Here is a 26,157-nt window from a genome sequence, read left to right on the forward strand (position 1 = left end):
TTTCAACCCACTCTAAATTTTAAATTAGATTGTATGAACGCTTATGTTAAATAGGTCTCACACTTTCTTGATCCATCTCTGCGCCAAATCGCTGAATAAAGAAATTGACGTGTGGATCTTGCTGCAAACTCTGATAAGCCGTTTGCAGTTTAGTTTGATACATTCGCTCACGCAGCTCTAAAGGTGTTGTTCCTTCGTCACTAATATCGATTGTTACCGTCACTTCTCGATTTAATGTTTGTGTTAGCGCTTGAGTGATCAGCTCATTGGCTTTGTCGCCATTTAAATGCGATTGCGCTGCTCGCAAATGTAACTTAACTTGGTTATCTTGCTCAACAAATGCTGAATTTAAAACAAGCTGCTGTACTAACTTTGGTAATGTTAATGACATTGCTAAAGCAGACCAAGTATCTTGTTTTGATGACTCTTCAACAAGCAATTTCACCATTTCAGGCGTTTTTTCATGCTCTAGCGCTTGTTTTAGTTTCGTTGGAGTAACATCACTCACCACTTTTTTCATTTCTGGTTGAGTTGATTTCCAGCGATACGGCTCTTCTGTTTTTTTCTCTTGTGTTGCGGAATTTCCAATTTGCGACACCTGAGCACGAGGCGCTAAATGTTGCTTTTCAGCAATACGCTCTAACACTGAACTCGTTTTTTTCTTATCGGATGCCGCACTAGCCTTTTTTGAGCCAGTACCTGTATTGGTCAAATTGTTTTTTGCACTACGCAATTGGTTACGAACACCTAATAGTCCACTTCGTGGGGCTGGCATCTCTTGCATAGGAGGCTGTGCTGAAGAAGAATGTTGAGGTGCTTGTGACGCAGATTCACCTGACGGCGTTCCCATAGGAGGCGCATCATACACTGGTGGCTGCTCAGTTTGCATTGGTGACACATTCGCTGGCGCATAACCTTGCTGTGTTTGCTGTGGCGTTGTAGGGCGTTGTTGAGACGCCATTGGTCTTTGTGCTTGAGGCGCAACATTAACAGGAGCTGAAGGGGCTTGTTGTACCCTTGGTGCCACATTTGTTGTTTGAGGCTCTGTTGATGGTACTGCAATTGGCTGTGCTTCTAATGCCTGAGCATGTACAGGGCGGAATGCGACCATTCTCAATAGCATCATCTCTGCACCAGTTCGCTCATTTGGAGCTAATGGCAAGTCCTTACGGCTTTGCAGTACAATTTGATAAAACAATTGCACTTCTTGAGGCGATAATTGTGTACTTAAAAGCTCAATACGTTCAGCATCTGGCTGTGTTTTATCTAGAGTTGCAGGCAACGCTTGATACATAGCTAATTTATGAAGCTGGTTAGCTAACTCTTTCGCTAATCTATCCCATTCAACACCAATATCAGCAAGATCATTTACGCAATTCATGAGTGTCTGCATATTCTTAGTGCTAATCGCTTCTAGAATACGAATTGCCTGATCGGTATCTAAGGTTCCGAGCATTGCCGATACAATTTCAGCCGTCACTGAACCGTTACCAAGCGCAATAGCTTGATCGGTTAAACTTAATGCATCACGCATACTACCATCAGCGGCATGAGCAATAAGCCCAAGAGCTCGAGCTTCTTTTGAGACTTCTTCTTTATCAAGAACAAAGTCTAGCTGCTCATGAATTTGGTCAACACTGATATGCTTAAGGTGAAACTGTAAACAGCGAGAAAGGATCGTTACAGGTAACTTCTGTGGATCCGTTGTTGCGAGTAAGAATTTTACGTATTCAGGCGGCTCTTCCAATGTCTTTAATAAAGCATTGAAACTGTGGCGAGATAACATATGAACTTCATCGATCAAATAAACCTTAAAGCGACCACGCGCAGGCTTGTATTGAACGTTATCTAATAGTTCACGTGTATCTTCCACTTTCGTTCTAGAAGCAGCATCGATTTCAAGTAAATCAACAAAACGTCCTTCGTCGATTTCTTTACATGTAGAACACACACCACACGGTGTTGATGTGATCCCTTCTTCACAGTTCAAACCTTTAGCAAATAAACGCGCAATCGTGGTTTTACCCACACCACGTGTTCCGCTAAATAGATAAGCGTGATGAAGTCGATTATGGTCAAGTGCGTTTTCCAACGCAGTAAGCACATGGGGTTGGCCAACAACATCTTTAAAATGATGTGGTCGCCACTTCCGTGCCAATACTTGATAGCTCATAGAATACAGCCCAAAATAAAATAGTTCTAAATCGTAGCACAGCAAAAAAATGAGATCTTCCTTGATAGAGAGATCTCACGTAATTAACTGTGTATATGAAGAATTAGTGACCAGCAAACTCACAAATGCTGTATACGTTTAGACCTAGGCCTTCTAAACGTGTTTCGCCACCAATTTCTGGAAGATTAATAACAAATGCGGCATGCTCAACTTCACCACCAAGTTGGCGGATCAGTTTTACCGTTGCTTCAATCGTTCCACCCGTTGCTAATAGATCATCAACAACAAGCACCTTGTCGCCTTCAACGATCGCATCAGTATGAATTTCTAATGTATCCGTACCGTATTCAAGATCATATGTTTGTGCGATTGTTGTACGAGGCAATTTACCTGGTTTACGAACAGGAACAAAGCCAACACCTAACTCTAATGCTAATGGCGCACCAAATAAGAAACCACGAGCTTCTGTACCAACGATTTTAGTAAAACCGCCTTGCTTATACTTTTCAACTAATGATTGAATTGTTGCTTGGTATGCTTTTGGGTCTTCCATTAGGCTTGTTACATCACGGAACATAATGCCAGCTTTAGGGTAATCAGGAATTGATTTAATACTGTTCTTAATCAGTGTTAGTGTTTCTGTAGACATTGTTATTTGACCTGCTTTGCCTCTATTCGGGCTTAAAAATAAATTAACCGGGCAATGGTATTCACTTTCTTATCCATGAGCAAGTATTACCAAACAAGGTGCGTAGTTGATCAAAGAGTTAATACAAATCTACTCCGAGGTAGGAATCCTTAAAAAACAGACCAAAAGGACAATAGCAAAACAAAATAGACCTATTTTTACCCATAAAAGTGGAGCAAGAGCAATTGAAATAACAAAACTTAGTATTATCAGAAAGAATGCTTTTTTCTTTATTGATTTTTTAATCGTTTTTTTCTCTTGCCATTCAACAATCGGAGGACCTAAAGATGGATGGGTGATCAACCAATGATTTACCCGAGGTGATGCCTTCATGAAGCATGCACTGGCTAATAATAAGAAAGGAGTTGTGGGTAAAAGAGGCAGAATAACACCGATTAAACCGATAATAAGCGATGTTAATCCAGCAACAAACCAAAATACTTTACGGGTAAAATGCAAATTAGCCTCTAAAGAATCAAAAAGTTAATTGAAGTGTAAACAACAATGACTTTAATCAATTCTAAAACGATGTCAATTCTAACTTAAAACTGCTGCATCCCACGTTATTTAATGAAAGGCTGTTCATACCTTCTTTCACTGAAAAACGATGAACCTGATTGGTTGAGGCATGAGTGGTTAATTGGTTATTTGCTCTTAAAACATTACGTTGATTATTACTTTCCCAGATAGCATCCAGACCCGCAGACAAAATAAATACCGCTTGCTCAGACAAATCCACATAGCCAAAAACACCAGACATTGCTTGGCTATTTTCCATTGTTCCCATGCCTTTTTCTATGGATGCCACCATTGCCGATATAGTATTTGTTGACATCTGCTGCTCTCGAATAAAATCATTAAAAAACGCTCTGATCAATAAACAAGAGATAACGCCATTTTCCCCACCGGAATGTGAATCAACAAGGTAGAAAAATAAACGTCCATCCAATAGCCATTCATAATCAAAGATTAAAGGCATACCATCCGTTGACTGCAATAAACGATAACTTAACTTCCAATTGGCATGTTGAGCCTCACTTTCAGGTAACAACTCAAACAGTAATTCTCGTCCTACGTTCGGCTCTTCTTGTAAGTATTCTAAATGCCAATGCAGTTCATCATTACAGCTTTTATCAAGCTCTGATGTTCTAAACCACTGACTAGAAAAATCTTGCATTCTTAACGAGCTTTCTTCACTTAGCTTTAATGCAGAAGAAAGCGATTTAATTAAAATCGAGACATCACTGATTGGTTTAACAAGAAAATCTTTTGCTCCTAAACGCAACACCTTAGCGACATCTTGCATGTCACCACTACCTGAAATAACAATGATTGGAAGCATTGGATATTCCAATACCGCTTCCTCTACAAATTCAATGCCATTTAATATTGGCATAGCTAAATCACACAACAATACATCAGGTAAAGAATGCTTAAGCATTTGTAAACCTTCAAGGCCGTTGTTCGCTTCTTTAACATTGCATGAATAAGCTTCTAAGACCGCTCTAATCATTGAGCGAAAGATTGGATCATCATCAACAATCAAAATATCTTTGTTTAACAATAAATCTTCTACAGGAGCGTTACCCTCTCCTTCCTTTTTTTTTGTTGCCTGCTCTACTGACATACTACTACCCTCTGCACGCACCCAAATTCAGTACCTATTATTTTTATTATCTAAAATAAATTTAGTTCGAGATCTAAGTGAGCACAAATAATTTTAGCTATCATTATTAATAAAATGCTAAATTAACCGTGAATTTGGACTTTTATTTATAGATTTTCATTTTAGTTGACTTATAACAACACCAACTCACGCATTTTTGTTACACTTTAGCGCTCTAAAAAACGGGAGAGTATCTTAATATAATGAAATTAGATGATTTGAATTTGTTTCGACAAGTGGTTGAAAATGGCAGCTACACTGCAGCTTCAAGAAAAACCCTAATTCCTGTTGCGACAATTACTCGTCGGATTCAAGCTTTAGAAGATTCTTTAGATATTCGCTTACTCAACCGCCATGCCAGAAAGTTATCTCTTACTGAAGCTGGCCAAAAGTTTTACGATGAATGCGCCCCTATTCTAGCAACGTTGGTAAATACCAGTGAATATCTAGGAGAAGAGTGTCGTGGTGCAGCTGGAAAACTTAAGATTGCAGCTCCTTCAAACTTAACTAAACGCATGATCCAACCAATTTTGAATAAGTTTATGCTGCTTTATCCAGACATTAGCATTAACTTAACCATGAGCAATCAACCTGAGCAACTTGATCCTACCGATTGGGACATTATTTTCCGTGTTGGTAAACAACGAGATTCATCTCTTATTGCTCGTCAAATTGGTTCTTTAGAAGACATTTTAGTTGCTAGCCCGAGTTATCTAGAAAAAAACTCAGAACCGACTCATGCGCAAGAATTGCATAAACACAGTTTATTAAAAGGTAATCCTTTAATGCGTTGGCGCTTAACCAATAAAGATGGTGAATCCGTCACGATTACTGACGCTGGGCGCTTTGAAGCAAGTGAACTTAACGTAATTCGCATGGCTTGTTCGAATGGATTGGGTATTACACTCATGCCAGATATTATGATCAGCCAATATCTAGAAGAAGGCTCACTTATTAGAGTATTAAGTGATTGGTCTGCAAACCCTCGTGATATTTATATGATCTATAATTACAAAGATCATCAACCAGAAAAAGTACGTTTATTTATCGATTTTGTAAGTAACCACATACCTGATTAATTTACTCTCTACAAAAAAGCCTGTGAAATCACAGGCTTTTTTATTAAGCAAGAAATTAAATCTCTTCGTTATAAATATCTAGACTTGCTACGTTTTGTGCTTCGTTGTCTTGTTTTGCATCATCATTACGTAGGCTTTCTAAGTACTCTAGGTAATTCTGGTCAACATCACCAGTAACATAATGTGCATTGAAAACAGAGGTTTCAAATTTCTCAATTTCTCTGTTACCGCAACCAACCGCATCAACTAAGTCTGAAAGGTCTTGGAAAATAAGAGCATCCGCACCAATCTCGTTGCAAATCTCATCAACTTCACGACCATGTGCAATCAGCTCATTTGCACTTGGCATATCGATACCATATACGTTAGGGAAACGAATCTCAGGAGCTGCTGACACCATATAAACGTTCTTAGCACCAGAATCACGAGCCATTTCAATGATCTGCTCTGAGGTTGTTCCACGCACAATGGAGTCATCAACTAATAAAACGTTTTTATCTTTAAATTCTGAACGAATAGCATTCAATTTACGACGAACTGATTTCTTACGCTCTTGTTGACCTGGCATGATAAAAGTACGGCCAACATAGCGGTTCTTAACAAAGCCTTGGCGATAAGGTTTATTGATAATCTGAGCGATTTCTAATGCGATATCACATGATGTTTCAGGAATGGGCAGTACAACATCAATATCTAAATGATCCCACTCACGCTTAATTTTCTCACCTAAACGCTTACCCATTTCAACTCGTGCACTGTATACCGAAATTTTATCAATAAACGAATCTGGACGAGCAAAATAAACAAATTCAAAAATACATGGATTTAACTTTGGTTCATGCGCACATTGTTGAGTATATAATCCCCCCTCAAATGGAGCATAAATAGCCTCACCCGGTGCGACATCACGAACAAAATCAAAGCCTACTGCATCTAAAGCTACAGACTCTGAAGCCACCATATATTCTGTGCGACCTTCAACTTCACGCTTACCTAAACATAATGGGCGAATGCCGTTTGGATCTCGAAAAGCCACCATACCATGGCCAATGATCATTGCCGTTACTGCATAAGCACCACGAATTTGTTCATGAACTTTCGCTACAGTTTTAAAGATATCATCGTTTGTTAGCGGGTAATTTTTTGATTCATCAAGGTGATGTGCAAAGATATTTAATAAAACTTCAGAATCAGAGGTTGTATTTACATGACGACGCTCTTGTTCAAATAACGTTTCACGTATTTCATTTGCATTGGTTAAATTACCATTATGCGCAAGAGTGATACCAAATGGAGAGTTTACATAGAAAGGTTGTGCTTCTGAGGCACTAGAACTACCTGCTGTAGGGTATCGAACATGTCCAATACCAACGTTACCTTGTAGGCGTTGCATGTGTTTTGTTTCAAACACATCCTTCACCAAACCGTTCGCCTTTCTCAGACGGAAACGATTGCTTTCTATGGTAATAATACCAGCAGCATCTTGGCCACGATGTTGTAGCACTGTTAAAGCGTCATAGATTGACTGGTTTACTGGTGTTGCGCCCACGATTCCAACAATACCGCACATGTCCTAGAGTCCTCAATTTGCTAAAAAACTGGCGCTATTTAGCGCCAGGAAGAAAACTTGATGTATCCTTTAAGTAATCGAAGAACCATTCAATTACTACCGAGAATTGCGGTATTAATTGTGATTGCTTCCACCACTCTGAATCTGATAAAGAAGTAAAGGCATCAATGAAGAATAGAACAGCGGCTATAATTAACACGCCTCTTAATCCCCCAAAAACAATACCTAAAATCCTATCTGTTCCCGACAACCCTGTTTTCTGTACTAATTGACCTACCACGTAGTTCACAACCGCACCAACAATTAAGGTTGCCACAAACAAAGCAGCTATCGCACTGCCATTTCTTATCATTTCATCATGTATGTTTGTGAAATAAACAGCTAGCTTTGGATAAAAGTTACTGGCAATAAAAAATGCACCAAACCAAATAACCAAAGACAACGCTTCTTTTACAAAACCTCTAATCAAACTGATTAAAGCTGACAGGCTAATAACGCCTAAAATGACAAAATCGATCCAAATCATAATTTATCTTTTCTCTGTTGCTGCGCATTTTAACAGAAAAATCCGCTACGCAAACGTTTTCTTATGGGTTTAGTGGTGTAAATTTAAGCAATTGACCATTTAAGCCAGTTATTTCTTTTAATTTTGGCAACAGCTTTTCAAGATCAGGTTTAGAAACATCTGGACCAACTGCAACTCGAACTAAATCACCTGGTTTCGGATCTTTAGGGAAAGTATGCGCTTGATAACCTTGTTTACGCAGTTTAAGAGCAAGATTTTTTGCGTTATCTGCGTTTCTAAATACACCTAATTGAATGATCCATGCACTTTTTGCATAATCAACTTTCGAAGGTTGCGGCTGTTTTTTCTCAACAATCGTTAACGTCTCTTTTTCAGGCTCTGCTGGTGACGATTTAATTGTAACTTCAACTGGCTCTCCAGGAAGTTCAGCATCAAAATCCACAGGTTCTTGGATTTCGAATTGCTCTACATCTTTAGAAAGTTCAGGCTTAATTGGAATACTTGCAAACTCTTCTTGATAATGTTTCTTCTTACCATCAAATACATCAGGTAAAACAATTACCCCAATAGCAACCAATATTATGGTTCCGACTAAACGTCGTTGAAATGGACTAGACACTCATGTTCCTCATGCTTCTTTTTTCCAATAATCCCATACTTCACCGACAGTGTGGAATGATCCGAAGACTAAAATTAAATCATCATTTTCAGCCTGCTGTAATGCTACTTTAAAAGCATCAACAGGTGATGAATATTCTGTTATTTCTTTTGATAAAACAGCAGTTAACTCACTTGCGTTAGCCGCTCTTGGACCTGATAACGATGCAGGATACCAAACATCAATCACTCCCGTGAACTCACTCAGGGTCGATTTAATGTCTTTATCATGCAACATACCTACTACCGCATGTATTTTCTTATTTGGGAAACGCTGTCTTACTTGCTGTACAAGATAGTGCGCTGAATGTGGGTTATGCGCAACATCAAGAATAATCGTAGGCTCAAGTTCAGAGTTACCACGAGTTAATCGCTGCATTCTTCCTGGTAACGTTGCTAATGTTAGGCCTTCAACAATATTAACATCACTCAATTCTAATCCAGAAGCCCCTAATGCCATAATCGCTGTTGCTGCATTAGCTAATGGTAGATTTGGTAATGGTAAATTATCTAAATCAAATGCTCCACTCTTCCATGACCATGTTTGAGTTTCTGCATCGACTTTATAATCAAATTGATAACCAACTTGATATAATTCAGCATTAATATCATCAGCATGAGCAGCGACACTTGAAGGAGGATTAGGTTGACCACAAATAGCTGGTTTTTCTGAACGGAAAATGCCAGCCTTTTCAAAACCAATCACTTCAATATCGTCACCCAACCAATCAACGTGATCAACGGCTAGGCTTGTAATAATTGATACATCATGATCAACAACATTAGTTGCATCTAAGCGTCCACCAAGACCAACTTCAAGTAAAACCACGTCAACTTGATGCGCTTTAAAAGCCCAAAGAGCTGAAAGAGTTCCAAATTCGAAAAGGCTAAGTGAAATATCTTTACGCCACGCTTCAATTGCAGCAAAAGATTGAGTGATAAGAGAATCAGATAAATCGTTACCATTAATACGAATACGTTCATTGTAACGAATAAGGTGGGGAGAACTATAGACACCAACGCGGTAGCCGGCATTAATTAAAATAGATTCCATTAATGCACACGTTGAGCCTTTACCGTTTGTTCCTGCAACAGTAATTACCGTAGGTGCTGGTTTAGTTAATTTTGCTCGTTGTGCAACACGCTGAACACGGTCTAAACCCAAATCTATTGCACTAGTATGAATGCTTTCTAAATAACGAAGCCACACCGATAAATCAGATGTGGCTTTCGGAGAATCAAATGTTGTCATAATTCAACTACTTCACTAACGAATATAGTGACAGTATATATGACTTAGGTTGCTGTTTTAAAGTAAGAACTAACAACCTTGGTCCCATTTGATTTAATTCTTAGTGTGAACCATCAACAGGAACAACTAATGGTGACTCTTGATTCGTCATTTTAGCCATTAACCCACCGATACGTTGACGCATTTCACGACGGTCAACAATCATGTCAATCGCACCATGCTCAAGCAAGAATTCACTACGTTGGAAACCTTCAGGAAGATCTTCACGCACAGTTTGCTCAATAACACGACGACCAGCAAAGCCGATTAACGCTTTTGGTTCACCGATATTGATATCACCTAGCATTGCTAAACTTGCTGATACACCACCCATTGTTGGGTCAGTTAGTACAGAGAAAAATGGTAGGCCTTTACGAGACAAACGAGCTAGAGCTGCACTTGTTTTTGCCATTTGCATTAGAGACATAAGCGCCTCTTGCATACGTGCACCACCACTTGCAGAGAAACATACAAGAGGACAATTATTTTCAATTGCTGCATCTACCGCTTTAACAAAGCGAGCGCCAACAACAGAACCCATTGAACCACCATAAATGAGAATTCAAATGCACATGCAACAACCGGTAATTCTAATAGAGTACCTTTCATTACCACTAGAGCATCTGTTTCTTCACTTGATTTTTGTGCAGCAGAGATACGATCTTTATAACGTTTTGAATCTTTAAACTTTAAAACATCTTTTGGTTCTAATTCAGCACCAATTTCAACACGACCTTCTGCATCTAAGAATGTTTCAAGACGCTTACGAGCTTTCATTCGCATATGGTGGTCACATTTTGGACACACTTCTAGGTTACGCTCTAATTCTGCAGAATAAAGAACTTGTTCACATGACGTACATTTCGTCCAAACCCCTTCAGGGATCGATGCTTTACGTGAACTAACAATATTGCTTGTATTAAAAATCTTTTCAAGCCAACTCATGGACGACCTTTCTATTAGTGATCTCTCGCACCATCGCAAGAGAATAAAATTCAATTAAATAGATTAAACCATAAATATCCGCCAGTGTAGATAAAAAACTGGTTGTACCTATTTTCAATATTGAATCCATCTCTACTTTTCGTAGTGATAAATCAATCATTATCCAGAAATAAAGGACCTAGTGGTACTCGCGGTAATTCCCATTCTAGCGGGTAATCTACATCCACAAGATACAAACCTTCGGCTTTAGCCGTAGCTCCAGCCAATTTTCGGTCTTTAGCTTCTAATAACCATTTAATCCATTCTGGTTTTTGCTTTCCTTTGCCTACTTCGATTAAGCTGCCGGTAATATTACGCACCATATGGTGAACAAAAGCGTTTGCTTTAATATCAATAACAATAAAATCACCATGACGAGTGACTTTTAAGTGCGTTAAGTTGCGCCATGGTGAACGTGATTGACAGTGAACGGCACGAAATGACGTAAAATCATTTTCGCCTAATAAATATTGACCAGCTTCATGCATTAAATTCGCATCTAACGCATCATGATAATGGCTTACACCATGCCCTAAAATTGCAGGACGTAAACGGTTATTATAGATGATATAGCGATAACGACGAGCTGTAGCGGTAAAACGAGCATGAAAATCCTCATTTACCTCTTTGGCCCAACGAACGGCGATGTTCTTTGGTAAGTTCGCATTCGCCCCCATCATCCACGCTGCTAATTTGCGAGAACTTGTTGTATCAAAGTGCACGACTTGTCCTGTACCGTGAACACCAGCATCCGTTCGACCTGCACAATGAACTTCAATAGGCTCATTAGCAACAATCGTTAATGCTTTTTCCAGTTCTTCTTGGACACTGTTTACATCTCTTTGACGTTGCCAACCGTAATATTCGGCACCATCATATTCAATACATAGAGCTATTCGCATGATTTCTTTTCTTTTAATTCAATTAGACATCATTATAAAAAAAGGCGGAGCTCACTGCCACCGCCTTTTTAATATTGTTTCTTAAGTTAGCCGATTTGTTTCATTAATTTTTCAGCTTCGATTTTTAAGGAAACATCATCACTACGAAGAACGTCCTCAAGCAACTCTAAAGCGCCTTTATCATCAGACATTTCAATGTATGCTTTTGCTAAATCTAGTTTACTTTGAGCATCGCTGTTTACATCAACATCATGTTCCGCAACGTTGCCTAGCATGTCTGGAAATTCATCCAAACCTACATCTAGATTTAAATCTTCTTCTTCAAAGTCATTTTTATCACCCTTTTCAGTTTCAGCAATCAATGCTTCAATACTTAAAAAACGATTCTCGCCATGAGGGTCATTTTCAACATTAGGTTGCTCTGACCAATCTTCATCTTCAAGAGCTGATTCTGTATTAGAGTGCCCATCAAGACTGAAACCACTCCAATCACTACCACCATCCTCAAGCATACTGTCGATATCTAAGCCAGCGCTATCTAGATGAGTTAATGCTTCTTTCTCTTCATCAGATACTTGCGAAGTAAAATTAAACTCTTCACGAGATGGAGCGATTTCTGTTTCTTCCTCAGTTGAATCAAGGTTAAACGCAGAATCATCGATTTCATTGTCATCATCACCTAGAGCCGCTAATGCATCTTCAATAGATAATCCATCAAACTTTGTATCTTGCTCTTCTTCGTCGCTATCTAAATCCAATTCAGATACAGAACTTTTTCTTCACTCTTTTGGCTAAAGTCCGTTGCGTTTTGTTCTACAAAATCATCTAGAGAGAAATCATTATCATCTTCATCGTCAGTTAATTCTGTAAGTTCAACTGGATCTTCCTCTAAATCAAGCAGGCTTTCATCATCAGCTAGCAGTGAATCAAGATCATCTTCATCAAGCGTAGCTTCTTCAAGAACTTCTGTATTTTCAACGTCAGATGCCACTGCTTCTTCAACAGTATCTTCTGCGGTTACTTCAGATTCTGTTGGCTCTGCAAGTTCAGAAACTTCCGTCTCTTCTGCTTCTGACTCAAGCTCTTCATCAAATGAGAATTCGTCTTCACTGTTTTCATTTAGCGCTTCAAGATCAACTGACTCTTCGTCTAAATCAAGTAGGCTTTCATCACCAGCTAATAGCGAATCAAGCGTTGCTTCATCAAGATCGTCTTCTTCAAGAGCTTCTGTGCTTTCAACTTCAGGAGTTACTGTTTCTTCAGTAACATCTTCTGCCATCACTTCAGGTTCTGTTGGCTCTGCAAGTTCAGAAACGTCTGTTTCTTCTATTTCAGGCTCAAGTTCTTCGTCGAATGAGAATGCATCTTCACTTTCTTCATTCAGCGCTTCATCTTCATTTAATGCGTCAAGATCAGCAGACTCTTCGTCTAAATCAAGTAGGCTTTCATCACCAGCTAATAGCGAATCAAGCGTTGCTTCATCAAGATCGTCTTCTTCAAGAGCTTCTGTGCTTTCAACTTCAGGAGTTACTGTTTCTTCAGTAACATCTTCTGCCATCACTTCAGGTTCTGTTGGCTCTGCAAGTTCAGAAACTTCTGTTTCTTCTATTTCAGGCTCAAGTTCTTCGTCAAATGAGAATGCATCTTCACTTTCTTCATTCAGCGCTTCATCTTCATTTAATGCTTCAAGATCAGCAGACTCTTCCTCTAAATCAAGCAAGCTTTCATCATCACCTAGCAGTGAATCAAGATCGTCTTCTTCAAACTCTTTTAAAATGTCAGATTCAGAAACAGGTTCAACTGATTCCTCTTCCTGCATTTGAGTCTCTGTTGATTCTAATAAATCAGTTTCAGATGTAATTTCATCCTCTTCTGAATCTAGCTCAGAAACGTGCTCATTTTCTGGCTCTGATTCAAACAAAGGAATGTCATCTTCGTCTTCTTCATCATCTTCAATTAACCAATCTTCATCTCTAGGGGTGTCTTCAGAAAGCGCTTCTGATGCTGCTACACCGTCAACTTCAGCATCAACGCCAGTCTTTCCCAGAGTTTCATTTTCCTCATCAGCATCATCACCAATAAGTTCATCTAAAAGAGCTGTACTGTCTTCATCTAACTCAAAGTTATCGTTCTTTTCATCATCATCAGCTAATAACTCATCAAGTAGAGCTGTGCTATCTTCTTCTAATGTGATGTCATCTTCATCATCAAGTTCTTCATCATCTAGCAGCTCATCAAGTAAAGCCGTGCTATCAGCATCAATATCTAGATCATCGTCTTGCTCTTCATCAGATTCATCAATTAACTCATCTAATAAAGCAGTGCTGTTATCTTCTAAATCAAACTCGTCTTCTGTTTCATCATCTGACTCATCTAATAGTTCATCAAGTAATGCCGTACTTTCATCTTCAGAATCTAAATCAAGCTCATCTTCAAGATCTGATTCTTTTTCTGATTCTTCGTCTGCCATACCAGAAAGTAATTCATCAAAATCCAATTCATCTTCAAGTGAATCTGTTTTTGCTTCTACTTCTTCTGTTTCTGGTACAAGCTTAGTCTCTTCATTTTCATCAAGATCCCACCCTTGATCTAGAACGGATTCGTCTTCATCTTCATCGTCAACTGAAGCGAATAGATCATCTAGCATCGATTGATCAAGTTCACCACCTTCCAGCTCTTCAGTTTCTTCAAGTTCTGGAATTGATGATGCTTTTTCTGAATCTGAATCATCAATTAACGATAAGTCAAAATCATCATCTTCTGCTTCTAAATCACTTTCTGAGAATAGGTCACTATCAAAGTCATTCAGTGCTTTTTCCATCTCTTCAAGACCAAGCGCTTTCTCTTCTGCACCTACGGTCAAAGCACTTGATGACATATCTAAATCATCATCAAGATCATCTAATCCGCCAAGTTCTAAATCAAGTTCACTCTCATCTTCTAAACTCAGAGAATCCAAATCAGAATCTGATTCTAACTCAGCAAATGGGTCTTCATCTGTATTGTCGTTATCTGTTTCAAACTCAGCAAATAGGTCATCATTTGAATCTGACTGTTCATCAAAAATGAATTCATCATTATTTAAATCGCTAAGAATATCATCATCGTCATCTAAGCTAATTTCAGGGATATCATCATCCATTTTGAAATTATCTTCAGGCATAACTAGTGGTGCTGGTTGTTGCTCTGCTTGAGCTTCGCCTTCACCTTCTTCTTCCTCTTTTTTACGACGGAATAAGAAGAATGCAATCAAGCCAGCAATAAGAGCTCCTGGGATTAATGCCAAAGAGGCAATTAAACCTGGGCTAGATGCCAACTTATCCATCGCTGTCGGTTCAACTTTTTTCTCAGCGGCTGCAAGTTGTTTTTGTTCATTAATGAATTTTTCTACTTCATTACGAATACGGTCTTCATCACCAAGTTCACTCTTTAAATTATCAACTTCATTTTGAACTTGTGCTAATCGCACTCGTAATTGGTGATTGTTTTCTTGAAGTGCGGTGAACTCTTGCTCAGTGGTATCTAATTCTGACTTTAGAGCAACCACAGTAGAGTTTTGCTCAGCAACTGGCGCAACTGATTTAACCACTTCTTTTTTAACTGGTTTTTTCTCTTGAACCTTAGCTTCAGTCTTAACTGGAGTTACCGCAGGTTTTGGTGTAGGTGCTGGTTTTTCAGTCTTAACAGTTCTTTTAACTTGAGCTTCAGACGCTTTTTGAGCTGCTAGTTTTTTATTATGCGCAAGCAATAACTGTTTTGCATCATCAGTATTTTCACGTCGAACTTGCTCTAGTGTCGGTAAACGTAATCGGCTATTTGGCTCTAACCCATGAATGTTGTTATTTTCAAATGCTTGTGGGTTCAAACGATAAATAGCGAGCAGCGTTTGCTGCACAGATGTTGTATTTGATGGATTTACACGGCTAGCAATTGACCATAATGTTTCGTCTTCTCTAGTCGGCCCATAAATTTTAGTTGATGCTTTTGCTTGTGGTGCTTTTTCAGCGGGTACTGATTTAGTATATACCTTAGCTGGCTGTGGTTCAGTTACAACCTGTGAGCTAACGGTTTGGTCCTTACCTTCAGGACCAACGATTTGAATAGTGCTAGCCTGCGCTTGTGAGCACTGTGCGGCAACGAATAACGCTAAAGGTGTCAGCGTTTTAAATATTTTTTGTGATGCGTCAGACACTAGAGATGCCTCTTAATAAAATGAAAAATCAATACCTGTGTAACTATATCGGATAATAATAAAAAAACTGTAGTTTTTAAGCAAAAACTGTGTGCTTTATGGAAGAAAAAAGCCTTAGTTTTCACTAAGGCTTTTAATTTAAAGTAAATAACGCTCTTTATTTTATAAAAAACAAGTTAACGCATTATTATTAGTAGTAATCACGGATTAACACTTCAGCAATTTGAACTGCGTTTGTTGCAGCGCCTTTACGTACATTATCCGCAACTACCCACATATTTAAGCCCATTGAATGGCTAATATCTTCACGAATACGAGCCACCATTACGTGGTCTTTACCCGTAGCGTCGCTTACTTGTGTTGGGTAATCATTACCGTGGAAGACTTCGATACCATCAGTTTCTTCAAGTAGACGTGTTGCTTCTGCAGCATCGATTGGGGCACGAGTTTCAATATGAACGGCTTCTGCGTGACCGTAGAATACTGGTACACGTACACATGTTGGGTTTACTGTAATCGTATCATCAGCAAAGATTTTTTGCGTTTCCCACACCATTTTCATTTCTTCTTTGGTGTAGCCGTTATCCATAAACTCATCAATGTGAGGTAAACAGTTAAACGCAATTTGCTTATCGTAAGCTTTGTTCTCTGCTGGTAAGCCATTTAGTAATTTAGCTGTTTGACCCGCTAGCTCATCAATACCCGCTTTACCTGAACCAGACACTGATTGGTATGTTGATACGTTGATACGTTCAATACCTACGGCATCGTGAATCGGTTTTAAAGCAACTAGCATTTGAATCGTTGAACAGTTAGGGTTCGCAATGATATTACGATTACGGAAATCAGCTAACGCTTCAGGGTTTACTTCAGGAATCACCAATGGAATATCGTGATCGTAACGGAAGTGTGATGTGTTATCGATAACAACGACACCTGAATCCGCTGCGATTGGCGCCCATTTAGCGGATAATTCACCACCTGCTGAAAATAAACCAATTTGTACTTGGCTCCAATCAAACTCTTCTACGTTCTCAACGGTTAATGTTTTACCATTAAAACGAACTGTTTTACCTTCACTGCGCTCTGACGCTAAAAGGTATAAATTGCGAACCGGAAAGTTACGATCTTGTAATACTTCTACGATTGCTTCGCCAACGGCACCAGTTGCGCCAAGAATGGCAACATCAAATTCTTGAGTCATTAGACTTCCTCGATTGTAAATCCAAGTTGTTGTAACGGAGTAAGATCACAGCATTGAGTCCCTGTGATCGTGATAGCACTGTACTCTCTTCTATCCCAATAGTCTTTGCGCATTTTATCAAATGCTCCGACGGTTGCGATTTCTTTTCGAAATACGGCATCATCTTTTCGCACATCATAGACTAACTGAATCAAATTGTGCAGTGTTGAATGATCCCATTGTTGATTTAATGTCACATTCGGAATGGGTGCTATCGGTAATAATGTTTGAGGGTCAGCTCTTTCACTGCGCTTTAAAAACTCACAATAAAAGTTAAATATCATTGTGGTTCCACGAGCCTTTCCTTCTAATCCATATCCTGCAATATGCGGAGTAGCAAAAGAAAGTAATGGCAATAATTCCATATCAACGTCTGGTTCAAACTCAAAAACATCCAGTACCGCTTTAAAGCCGTCTTGTTTTAGCAAACGTTGTTTTAAGGCTTGATTATCTACCACAGGGCCACGGGCAGCATTAATTAATATTTGGTCATTACGTAATTTTGATAATGTCTTTTGCCCAATGAGATGGTGCGTAGGATATTCACCATCACGAGTAATCGGTGTATGAAGAGTGATTACATCTGATTTTTCCAATAATTCATCTAATGCTACAAATGAGCGAGAGTCGCCCTCTTGCTCTTTAATTGGGTCATTCAAAAGATAAGAAATATTCAAAGCATCTAAACATTGAGCTAAATAAGACCCAACCTGCCCAGCACCAACAATACCAAAGGTTTTATCGAAAATAGAAAAACCATGTTGTTGAGCTAATACCATTAAACAGCTTAGTACATACTCTGCCACCCTACTTTGTTACAACCCGGAGCCGCGGTAAAAAAGATGCCTTTCTCTTTCAACAATGCTTGATCAACATGATCCATACCCGCTGTTGCCGTACCAACAAATTTAAGTTTATTGGCTTTTTCAATCAATTCAGCATTCACTTTCGTTACTGAACGAATCATTAATGCATCAACATCAATCAGATCGTCAGCGGTTAATGTTCTGCCTGATTTAGCAATAACTTCGCCTAATCCACTAAACAGTTCAGCAGCATAAGGCATATTTTCATCAATCAGTATTTTCATCTCTTACTCATCTATCCTTTTGACTTATGGCTTGAGTTTATACCAATGTAACTAATTAATGGAATTGGTATCATCACTTCCATAACAGAAAATAGGTATAAAAAACCCAGTCAATTTAAGTGACTGGGTTTTTACTATTTGTTTTCAGTGATGACGCTATTACGCTTCGTATTTCTTAATAACTAGCGTTGCGTTTGTACCACCAAAACCGAAGCTGTTTGACATTACTGTGTTCAGTGCTTGATCACGTTTTTCAGTTACGATATCAAGACCTTCAGCTGCTGGATCTAGCGTTTCAACGTTGATGCTTGGTGCAATGAAACCGTGCTCTAACATTAATGTTGAGTAAATAGCTTCATGAACACCAGCCGCGCCTAGTGCGTGACCTGTCATTGCTTTAGTTGCAGAAATTGCAGGGCTGTTAGCACCAAATACTTCTTGGATTGCACCTAGCTCTTTTGCATCACCTACAGGTGTTGATGTGCCGTGAGTGTTCACGTAATCAACGCTGTCTACGTTTTGCATTGCCATTTTCATACAACGAACTGCACCTTCGCCTGATGGAGCTACCATGTCGTAACCATCAGATGTTGCACCATAACCTACGATTTCACCGTAAATTTTAGCGCCACGAGCAAGTGCGTGCTCAAGTTCTTCGATAACTAGCATACCGCCACCACCAGAAATTACGAAACCATCGCGGTCTGCATCATAAGTACGTGATGCTTTTTCTGGAGTATCGTTATACTTAGATGATAATGCTCCCATTGCATCAAACATCATAGTAAGAGACCAATCTAGCTCTTCACCACCACCAGCAAACATTACGTCTTGTTTACCTAGTTGGATAAGCTCTACTGCGTGGCCAATACAGTGTGCAGATGTTGCACAAGCTGAACTCATTGAGTAGTTCACGCCTTTAATTTTAAACGGTGTTGCAAGACATGCAGAAACCGTTGACGCCATTGTACGTGGAACCATGTAAGGACCAACACGCTTAACGCCTTTCTCACGCAAGATATCAACTGCGTTTACTTGGTTTAGTGATGATGCACCACCAGAACCCGCAACAATACCTGTACGTTCATTTGAAACTTGATCTTCTGTTAAGCCAGAATCCGCTACTGCTTGCTCCATTGAGATGTAAGCAAATGCAGCCGCATCACCCATGAAACGCATTTTTTTGCGGTCAATGTGATCAGCAGGGTTCATTTTCAAATCGCCCCAAACATTACTGCGCAGACCTTTTTCAGCAAACTGCTCAGAGAAGTTAATGCCTGATTTACCTGCTTTCAGAGACTCTAATACTTCTTCTGCATTGTTACCGATACTTGAAACAATGCCCATGCCTGTAATTACGGCTCTTTTCATGATTCTTTCCTAATAAGTCATAAATCTTGGTAGATAATAGCGAAGATAGCACAACAAAGTGGTCAGCTTTCCTATAAGTCGTTAAAATCCGACGTAGATTATCTTTAATGGTACAAATTTATGTCACAAAACCACATTTTACCACAAAACAGCATCACTAATGCAGTCCTTGAATGGAATGAGTCTGGAACACCCGTCTCAAATGATTTTGATGACGTGTATTTTTCTAACGATAATGGGTTAGAAGAAACACGTTATGTTTTCTTACAACAAAATCATCTTCCACAAAGATGGCAAGAATATGACCAGCGTCGTTTTGTGATTGGTGAAACAGGATTTGGGACTGGATTAAACTTTCTTGCTGTATGGCAATGGTTCAAAGAATTCCGCTCACAATATCCTGATGCTCCTTTAAAAGAGCTTCACTTTGTTAGCTTTGAAAAATTCCCAGTTACTAAATCTGATTTAATTAAAGCTCATCAAGCGTGGCCAGAATTGGCTCAATTTGCTGAACAGTTACAAGAACACTATCCAGCTGCCGTACCTGATTGCCATCGTTTAGTACTAGAAGACGGCATGATAACACTTGATCTCTGGTTTGGTGACATAAAAGATTGCATGCCTCAGATCTGGATGGACGATAAAGGGTTAATTGATGCATGGTTCCTCGATGGTTTTGCACCAAGTAAAAACCCTGAGATGTGGAATCAAACTCTGTTTAATAACATGGCAAGCCTAGCTAAAAAAAGCTGCACCTGTGCAACGTTTACTGCAGCGGGATTTGTTCGTAGAGGCCTAATTGAAGCTGGCTTTGATATGAAGAAAGTCAAAGGCTTTGGGCATAAACGCGAAATGATTGCAGGCACATTAACGGAGCGTACAACCAAAGCAAACCACGAAGTATGGTATGCCCGCTCAACCAAAGAAAACATCACTGACGTTGCTATTATCGGAGGAGGTGTTGCTAGTGCTGCATTAGCGACAACCTTAATTAGACGTGGTGTAAAAGTGAGTGTTTACTGCAAAGATGAGAAATCAGCACAAGGGGCATCAGGTAACAAACAAGGTGCCGTATATCCACTGCTTAATGAGAAATTCAATTCCCTTTCTCGTTTTTTTGCTCCAGGATTTATTTTTGCTCGTCAATTCATCGACCAAGCGGCCAAACACGTAGAATTTGATCATGATTGGTGTGGAGTTACCCAGTTAAAATGGGATGAAAAATCCGCCAATAAGCTAAATAAAATGCTTGAGGGAAATTTCCCTAATGAACTTGTTTCTTCTTTTGATATTGATAAAACCAATCAAATGGTTGGATTACCGATTAATATGGAAAGTGTCCACTACCCATTAGGTGGCTGGTTATGTCCAAAGCAATTAACTCGCGGATTATTTGAACATTTATCAAATAACCCACTGTTCACTCTACATTGTGACTCAGAAATAACCGCATTAACACAGAACGAAGAACAACAATGGCTTCTATCAACAAATAGCAATACTTACCAACATCAAGCCGTTGTGGTTGCAAATGGGCACAGATTTACTGATTTTGAGCAAACTAAAGACATTCCAGCAACGCCTGTTCGTGGACAAGTCAGTCATATTCCAACGACAGAATCACTAAAAAATCTGAAAACCGTATTATGTTATGACGGTTACTTAACGCCTGAAAATAGCAAACATCAGACTCATTGTATTGGTGCTAGTTATGATCGTCGTGATTTGGATCTTGCATTTAAAGAGTCAGATCAAATCGAAAATGGCGAGAGATTACGAAAATGTATTCCAAACGAGGTATGGCCAAACGACGTTGATACTAGCGATAACCAAGCTCGTGTAGGCATTCGATGTGCTAGTCGTGATCACCTACCATTTATCGGAAACGTGGTACGTTTTGAAGAGATGCAAGAAAAATACAAAAACATCTATAAGAAACGCCACTGGTTACGTGAAGCTAAAGATATCCCTGTTTATGAAGGTTTGTTCTGCATGTTAACGCTGGGGTCAAGAGGATTAAGCTCTGCACCATTATTGGCTGAAGCCTTAGCATCACAAATTATGGGTGACCCAATTCCACTACCAAATTCAGTGCTTGAAGGATTGCATCCAGGAAGATTATGGGTGAGAAGATTACTGAAAGGAAAACCGTTGGATATTTAAGGAAAGTAAGAGCAGGGACTAGGCCGGTCGCTAGCTCCCTTTCTGGTTTCAGGGGGCTAGTTGTAAGCGATGAACTCACAGCAAACTCCCCTGAATCCTTTGAGCGAAGCGATCTGAACCCTGCTCTGTTACTTAATCGAATCAGCCAAGTGACTTACCGCTAACGCAAAATAATGCGAACGGTTCCAATCCATTAATACTTGGTAGTTGTTATATACAAGGTACGCTCGACCATCTTTATCATCCGGTTGAACTAGCCATGCTTTAATATCTGCATCAGGTAATGCTTTACCTGTTAAACGACGAACACCTAGCTCTTGCCATTGTGCTAACGTCTTACCTTTTTCTTCAGACAACCCTTTTAGGCTCTCTGCATCCAAAGATTCAGGCAATTGCACTTGACGTCCCCACGTATAAGTATCGTCCCAACCTACTTGTTTTAAGTAATTAGCGGCGGAAGCAAATACATCGGCATGTGTATTCCAAATGTCTTTTTTTCCATCACCATTTCCATCAACAGCATAAGATAAAAATGATGTTGGCATAAATTGGCATTGACCCATTGCACCAGCCCATGAGCCTTTCATGTTTTCAGGTGTAATGTGGCCTTGCTGTAAAATGGTCAATGCAGCCATGGTTTGTTTTTTGAAGAACGCTTCACGACGACCGTCATAAGCCAACGTCGTTAATGCTTCAATAACGTTATAACCACCCGTTAATTTACCAAAGTTACTTTCAACACCCCATAATGCAACAATAAATCGAGGTTGAACGCCATACTCTTCACCAATTCGATTTAACACTTTGTAGTGTTTTTTATATAAATCGTTCGCTTGCTTAATTTTCCATTTTGGCACAGCTCGTGGAATATATTCATCCAGAGTTAACTTCTTCTCTGGTTGATTGCGATCTGATTTTACTGCTTTCTCTTTAAATGCAACGTTTTTAAATGCACGTTCTAAAATCGGTTCTGAGATCCCAATTTCCCGTGCTTCATTTTTCAACCCAACAATGTAATCTTGAAAGTCGCCTTCAGGTGTTGCTGATGCTGATGTTGCCAAAAATAAACTGACTATCCCTAGCAGTAATTTTTTCTTCATATAATTAACTCTCTTCTCTTGCTGCTTTATCTTTTTTGTATTTTTCAAGCAGGTTTTCTGGTGGTGGTGGTAACTGCAAAAAGAATCCATTTTCTTTTATTGTTGCTTTTACTTTTTCTACATCAACTGAAGCCAGTTTTCTGCCTTCTAAATTTACCACCATTACCATGGTTGGTGTACCAAACATCGCCATGAGTTCTTGCGGTACAGGAGCAAAATCATCTTTTTTCTCAATATAAAGATAAGCACCTTGTTTTTTCGTACTTTTATAAATAGAACAGAACATTTTATAACCTATTTTTTGAAAGGGTTGCTCTTGCTCTCAACTTATTTCAAATGATTAATGTCTATTTGGTGAGAGGCTTGCTAAAAAGTAGACTTCTGACAATAAGATAACTTGCTGTACAGTCGAAGTGACTATAACATGGTATCAGATTTGTGGTATTAAAATTATCAAGATACAGAATAGTATGACAAAAACAGCCGATTTAAAGGGCAGTAATTTCACCCTTTCAGTATTACATTTGCCTAATGATGACGTTGCCTTAGCATTAAGTATGCTTGAGCAAAAAGTGGCACAAGCGCCTTCTTTTTTTGCTTCTGCACCCGTTGTCGTTAACATTGAAAATGTATCGAATGAAATTAACTTTGTTGAGCTAAAATCTGGAGTCGAACGTACCGGCATGATTCCTGTTGGAATTACAGGCTGTAAAGATAAACAAAAGCAAGCTCAAGCGACGGCTGCAGGCTTTGCGGTAATGACGTCTTTTACACCTCAACAAGTAACGCAAAAAGCAAATATGCAACCAACGAAAGTCGTAAAAACACCGATTCGTTCAGGTCAGCAAATTTATGCGAAAGATGCCGATCTTGTGATCTTAAATCACGTAAGCCCAGGCGCTGAAGTGATAGCAGATGGCAGTATACATATTCACGGTACATTACGCGGCAGAGCAATCGCTGGTGCGAGTGGCCAAGCAGAAGCAAAAGTCTTCTGTAAAAACTTACAAGCTGAGCTAATTTCCATTGCGGGTAATTATTGGCTAAGCGATCAAATTGACAAAGAGTATTGGCATCAAAATGTCATGATCACTATGGTTGAAGACCGTATTCAGATCGATACCCTAACGTTATAGCACAATAGAAAAAGGAATAATAAAAATGGCACGTATTGTCGTTGTGACTTCAGGCAAAGGTGGCGTAGGTAAAACTACTTCTAGCTCTGCAATTGCATCGGGTCTTGCATTGGCTGGCAAAAAAACTGCGGTAATCGATTTTGATATTGGTTTACGTAACCTTGACCTAATTATGGGTTGTGAGCGTCGTGTTGTTTACGATTTTGTAAACGTTATTAACGGTGAAGCAACTCTAAATCAAGCGTTAATTAAAGATAAGCGTGTAGGGAATTTATTTATCCTTCCAGCTTCTCAAACTCGTGATAAAGATGCATTAACCAAAGATGGTGTTCGTCGTGTTCTTGATGAACTGATCGAAATGAACTTTGATTTCATTATTTGTGATTCTCCTGCGGGTATCGAAGCGGGTGCTTTAATGGCACTTTACTTTGCAGATGAAGCGATTATTACCACGAACCCTGAAGTCTCTTCTGTTCGTGACTCTGACCGTATTCTTGGCATCTTAGATTCAAAATCACGCCGAGCTGAAGACTCACTAGAACCTGTAAAACAACACCTACTACTAACACGCTACTGCCCTGCTCGTGTAAACCAAGGCGAAATGTTAAGTGTGGGTGATGTTGAAGAAATTTTAAACATCCCACTTTTAGGTGTAATTCCAGAGAGTCAATCAGTACTAAACGCATCAAACAAAGGTGTTCCAGTAATTTTTGATGAAGAGTCTAACGCTGGTGCAGCATATCAAGATGCTGTCGATCGCTTATTAGGTAAAGAAGTATCATTCCGTTTCTTAGAAGAAGAGAAAAAAGGCATCTTTAAACGACTATTTGGAGGTTAAGCATGGCATTGCTTGAGTTTTTTAGACCACAGAAAAAAGCCACTGCTAACATAGCTAAGGAAAGGCTACAGATTATTGTTGCAGAACGTCGAAATGGCGGCCCTGCACCATCATATTTACCTCAACTTAAAGAAGATATTCTTAAAGTGATCAGTAAATATGTTGAAGTAAATCCTGATATGGTTACTGTTTCTTTAGAACAAAAAGAAGAAGATTTATCGGTTTTAGAATTGAATGTTACTCTTCCTGACGAAGACGATCATTAAACTGACAATACAGTTTTAAACGTGCATTAAAAAGGTGACTCATGAGTCACCTTTTTTTATTTTTGAACTGCTACTTTTCAATCACAGACATAAAGCGCGCTTCTAATAATTCACCACGCCACCCTTTTAATACATCAGGTTTTAACTCTGGTGCTGCGTTCTTTTTCCATTTCCAAGACAATAATTGATTTAGCTGTTTTTTCGATGCTAAAAACTCAGGCATTAAACCCGATTTATCCGAAGCTATTTTCACTTCATCTTTTAGTAATTTAAAGATTTGCTTATAGCCTGGGTAATCCATTAAACGTGTTACTGGTTCAGGGTATTCATTGGGATTCAAATCATCGGCTAAGTAAGTAAAACGTAATAATTTACCACCATGACGTTGAACTTCTCTTGGATCAAATTCTTCTTTAAGCATTTGATCTTTACTACGAAGCCCAAATCGAGCCAGTTTCCAAAGACTCAGCTCTTTTACAACAAAGTTAACCGCTAAATCACGCTTTCTCGCTTCTTCTAAACGCCACTTTGCAGCCATTTTTAAAATAGCTAACTGTTTAGGGTTGAGCTGCCACGCATTTTTAATATCTAAATAGGCCTTCTCTGCATCAGGTTGCTTTTCACGTTTTTTAACTGCAAGTGTTGATTCCTGATAAGCCGCATCTTCCCATTGAGTTTGAGATAACTCAGCTTGAAGCTTTTCAAATAATGGCAATAAATAATGCACATCTGCCGCTGCATAGTGAAGTTGCTTATCGGATAATGGACGAGCCATCCAATCCGTTCTTGCTTCGCCTTTATCTAATTCAATACCTAAGTAGTCAGAAACCAGCTTAGCGAATCCCGTAGAAAGTCCATAACCTAAAAATGCCGCCATGATTTGTGTATCAATCATAGGTGTTGGCATACAACCAGCGTAATGTTGGAATACCTCTAAATCTTCACCACAAGCATGAAGTACTTTTGTCACTGATTCGTTTTTCAATAAATCCCAAAGAGGCGTTAAATCATCAATCTCAACCGGATCAACAAGCGCTAATGTCTCACCATCAAACATTTGAATTAAACCTAAACGTGCATATAACGTTCGGGTTCTTACAAACTCGGTATCCAACATTAAAAATGGTTTAGTGCTTGCCTGCTGACAGATCTCAGCTAAACGCTGGCTCTGGGTAACGATTTCAAATTCCACAGTATTTCCTTAATAGATGCCAAGGCAAGA

21 protein-coding genes and 2 pseudogenes are annotated in these 26,157 nt (G+C 39.1%); 5 read left to right on the forward strand and 18 right to left on the reverse strand.

Features of this window, described 5'->3' with window-relative positions; translation table 11 throughout:
- Positions 1 to 46 precede the first annotated feature (46 nt).
- From dnaX to AAFX60_009480, 4 genes are all read right to left on the reverse strand, one after another.
- Positions 47 to 2,173, reverse strand: coding sequence for a DNA polymerase III subunit gamma/tau (dnaX, locus tag AAFX60_009465; GenBank protein XDF76956.1), 2,127 nt, complete (start codon positions 2,171 to 2,173; stop codon positions 47 to 49).
- Between the two features lie 103 nt (positions 2,174 to 2,276).
- Positions 2,277 to 2,822 carry an adenine phosphoribosyltransferase gene (gene apt / locus AAFX60_009470; GenBank protein ID XDF76957.1) on the reverse strand — a complete coding sequence of 182 codons (546 nt, stop codon included), beginning with the start codon at positions 2,820 to 2,822 and terminating at the stop codon, positions 2,277 to 2,279.
- A 129-nt stretch (positions 2,823 to 2,951) separates the two neighbouring features.
- A complete protein-coding gene (locus AAFX60_009475; GenBank protein XDF76958.1) occupies positions 2,952 to 3,320 on the reverse strand; it encodes a YbaN family protein in 369 nt (122 codons plus the stop codon).
- 61 nt (positions 3,321 to 3,381) lie between these two features.
- Positions 3,382 to 4,488: a response regulator gene (locus tag AAFX60_009480; protein ID XDF76959.1), complete on the reverse strand. Its 1,107-nt coding sequence runs from the start codon at positions 4,486 to 4,488 to the stop codon at positions 3,382 to 3,384.
- A 242-nt stretch (positions 4,489 to 4,730) separates the two neighbouring features.
- Between AAFX60_009480 and AAFX60_009485 the strand changes: the two genes are divergently transcribed.
- Positions 4,731 to 5,606: a LysR family transcriptional regulator gene (locus tag AAFX60_009485; protein ID XDF76960.1), complete on the forward strand. Its 876-nt coding sequence runs from the start codon at positions 4,731 to 4,733 to the stop codon at positions 5,604 to 5,606.
- Positions 5,607 to 5,661: 55 nt separating this feature from the next.
- On the opposite strand, the gene purF is transcribed toward AAFX60_009485, so the two are convergent.
- The 11 genes and pseudogenes from purF to fabB all read right to left on the reverse strand — a co-directional run bounded on the left by purF (position 5,662) and on the right by fabB (position 19,432).
- The gene (gene purF, locus AAFX60_009490) at positions 5,662 to 7,176 is read right to left on the reverse strand and encodes an amidophosphoribosyltransferase (GenBank protein XDF76961.1); all 1,515 of its coding nucleotides are present in this window, start codon (positions 7,174 to 7,176) and stop codon (positions 5,662 to 5,664) included.
- A gap of 34 nt (positions 7,177 to 7,210) precedes the next feature.
- On the reverse strand, positions 7,211 to 7,702 hold the full coding sequence (gene cvpA, locus AAFX60_009495) for a colicin V production protein (protein XDF76962.1): 492 nt from the start codon (positions 7,700 to 7,702) through the stop codon (positions 7,211 to 7,213).
- A 61-nt stretch (positions 7,703 to 7,763) separates the two neighbouring features.
- Positions 7,764 to 8,321, reverse strand: coding sequence for an SPOR domain-containing protein (locus tag AAFX60_009500; protein XDF76963.1), 558 nt, complete (start codon positions 8,319 to 8,321; stop codon positions 7,764 to 7,766).
- Between the two features lie 9 nt (positions 8,322 to 8,330).
- A complete protein-coding gene (gene folC / locus AAFX60_009505) occupies positions 8,331 to 9,611 on the reverse strand; it encodes a bifunctional tetrahydrofolate synthase/dihydrofolate synthase (GenBank protein ID XDF76964.1) in 1,281 nt (426 codons plus the stop codon).
- A gap of 100 nt (positions 9,612 to 9,711) precedes the next feature.
- Positions 9,712 to 10,595 (reverse strand): annotated as a pseudogene (accD, locus tag AAFX60_009510) (acetyl-CoA carboxylase, carboxyltransferase subunit beta).
- A gap of 152 nt (positions 10,596 to 10,747) precedes the next feature.
- Positions 10,748 to 11,536, reverse strand: a complete 789-nt coding sequence (gene truA / locus AAFX60_009515) for a tRNA pseudouridine(38-40) synthase TruA (protein ID XDF76965.1) — start codon at positions 11,534 to 11,536, stop codon at positions 10,748 to 10,750.
- A gap of 86 nt (positions 11,537 to 11,622) precedes the next feature.
- Complete coding sequence (locus AAFX60_009520; GenBank protein XDF76966.1) at positions 11,623 to 12,294, reverse strand: FimV/HubP family polar landmark protein; 672 nt, start codon at positions 12,292 to 12,294, stop codon at positions 11,623 to 11,625.
- Positions 12,285 to 15,728 (reverse strand): FimV/HubP family polar landmark protein, encoded by a 3,444-nt coding sequence (locus tag AAFX60_009525; GenBank protein ID XDF76967.1) that lies wholly within the window; start codon positions 15,726 to 15,728, stop codon positions 12,285 to 12,287. The genes AAFX60_009520 and AAFX60_009525 overlap by 10 nt, the downstream gene beginning before the upstream one ends.
- A gap of 190 nt (positions 15,729 to 15,918) precedes the next feature.
- Complete coding sequence (locus AAFX60_009530; protein XDF76968.1) at positions 15,919 to 16,932, reverse strand: aspartate-semialdehyde dehydrogenase; 1,014 nt, start codon at positions 16,930 to 16,932, stop codon at positions 15,919 to 15,921.
- Positions 16,932 to 18,061: pseudogene (locus AAFX60_009535) on the reverse strand (4-phosphoerythronate dehydrogenase). The gene AAFX60_009530 and the pseudogene AAFX60_009535 overlap by 1 nt, the downstream one beginning before the upstream one ends.
- A gap of 159 nt (positions 18,062 to 18,220) precedes the next feature.
- Positions 18,221 to 19,432 carry a beta-ketoacyl-ACP synthase I gene (gene fabB, locus AAFX60_009540; protein ID XDF76969.1) on the reverse strand — a complete coding sequence of 404 codons (1,212 nt, stop codon included), beginning with the start codon at positions 19,430 to 19,432 and terminating at the stop codon, positions 18,221 to 18,223.
- 120 nt (positions 19,433 to 19,552) lie between these two features.
- Here fabB and mnmC point away from each other — a divergent pair, with 120 nt between their 5' ends.
- A complete protein-coding gene (gene mnmC, locus AAFX60_009545; protein XDF76970.1) occupies positions 19,553 to 21,595 on the forward strand; it encodes a bifunctional tRNA (5-methylaminomethyl-2-thiouridine)(34)-methyltransferase MnmD/FAD-dependent 5-carboxymethylaminomethyl-2-thiouridine(34) oxidoreductase MnmC in 2,043 nt (680 codons plus the stop codon).
- A gap of 128 nt (positions 21,596 to 21,723) precedes the next feature.
- Here mnmC and AAFX60_009550 read toward each other — a convergent pair whose 3' ends face one another.
- Positions 21,724 to 22,695: a lytic murein transglycosylase gene (locus AAFX60_009550; protein ID XDF76971.1), complete on the reverse strand. Its 972-nt coding sequence runs from the start codon at positions 22,693 to 22,695 to the stop codon at positions 21,724 to 21,726.
- A gap of 4 nt (positions 22,696 to 22,699) precedes the next feature.
- A complete protein-coding gene (locus tag AAFX60_009555; GenBank protein XDF76972.1) occupies positions 22,700 to 22,981 on the reverse strand; it encodes a YcgL domain-containing protein in 282 nt (93 codons plus the stop codon).
- A 184-nt stretch (positions 22,982 to 23,165) separates the two neighbouring features.
- Here AAFX60_009555 and minC point away from each other — a divergent pair, with 184 nt between their 5' ends.
- Genes minC through minE form a run of 3 tightly spaced genes read left to right on the forward strand, consistent with a single transcriptional unit; the run spans position 23,166 to position 24,935 of the window.
- On the forward strand, positions 23,166 to 23,831 hold the full coding sequence (minC, locus tag AAFX60_009560; protein XDF76973.1) for a septum site-determining protein MinC: 666 nt from the start codon (positions 23,166 to 23,168) through the stop codon (positions 23,829 to 23,831).
- Between the two features lie 25 nt (positions 23,832 to 23,856).
- The gene (gene minD / locus AAFX60_009565) at positions 23,857 to 24,669 is read left to right on the forward strand and encodes a septum site-determining protein MinD (GenBank protein XDF76974.1); all 813 of its coding nucleotides are present in this window, start codon (positions 23,857 to 23,859) and stop codon (positions 24,667 to 24,669) included.
- Positions 24,670 to 24,671: 2 nt separating this feature from the next.
- Positions 24,672 to 24,935 carry a cell division topological specificity factor MinE gene (gene minE / locus AAFX60_009570; GenBank protein ID XDF76975.1) on the forward strand — a complete coding sequence of 88 codons (264 nt, stop codon included), beginning with the start codon at positions 24,672 to 24,674 and terminating at the stop codon, positions 24,933 to 24,935.
- 70 nt (positions 24,936 to 25,005) lie between these two features.
- Here the strand turns inward: minE and rnd are convergent, their stop codons facing one another.
- Positions 25,006 to 26,127, reverse strand: coding sequence for a ribonuclease D (gene rnd / locus AAFX60_009575; protein ID XDF76976.1), 1,122 nt, complete (start codon positions 26,125 to 26,127; stop codon positions 25,006 to 25,008).
- Positions 26,128 to 26,157 lie beyond the last annotated feature (30 nt).

The organism is Aliivibrio fischeri (assembly GCA_038993745.2).
Classification (GTDB): domain Bacteria; phylum Pseudomonadota; class Gammaproteobacteria; order Enterobacterales; family Vibrionaceae; genus Aliivibrio; species Aliivibrio fischeri_B.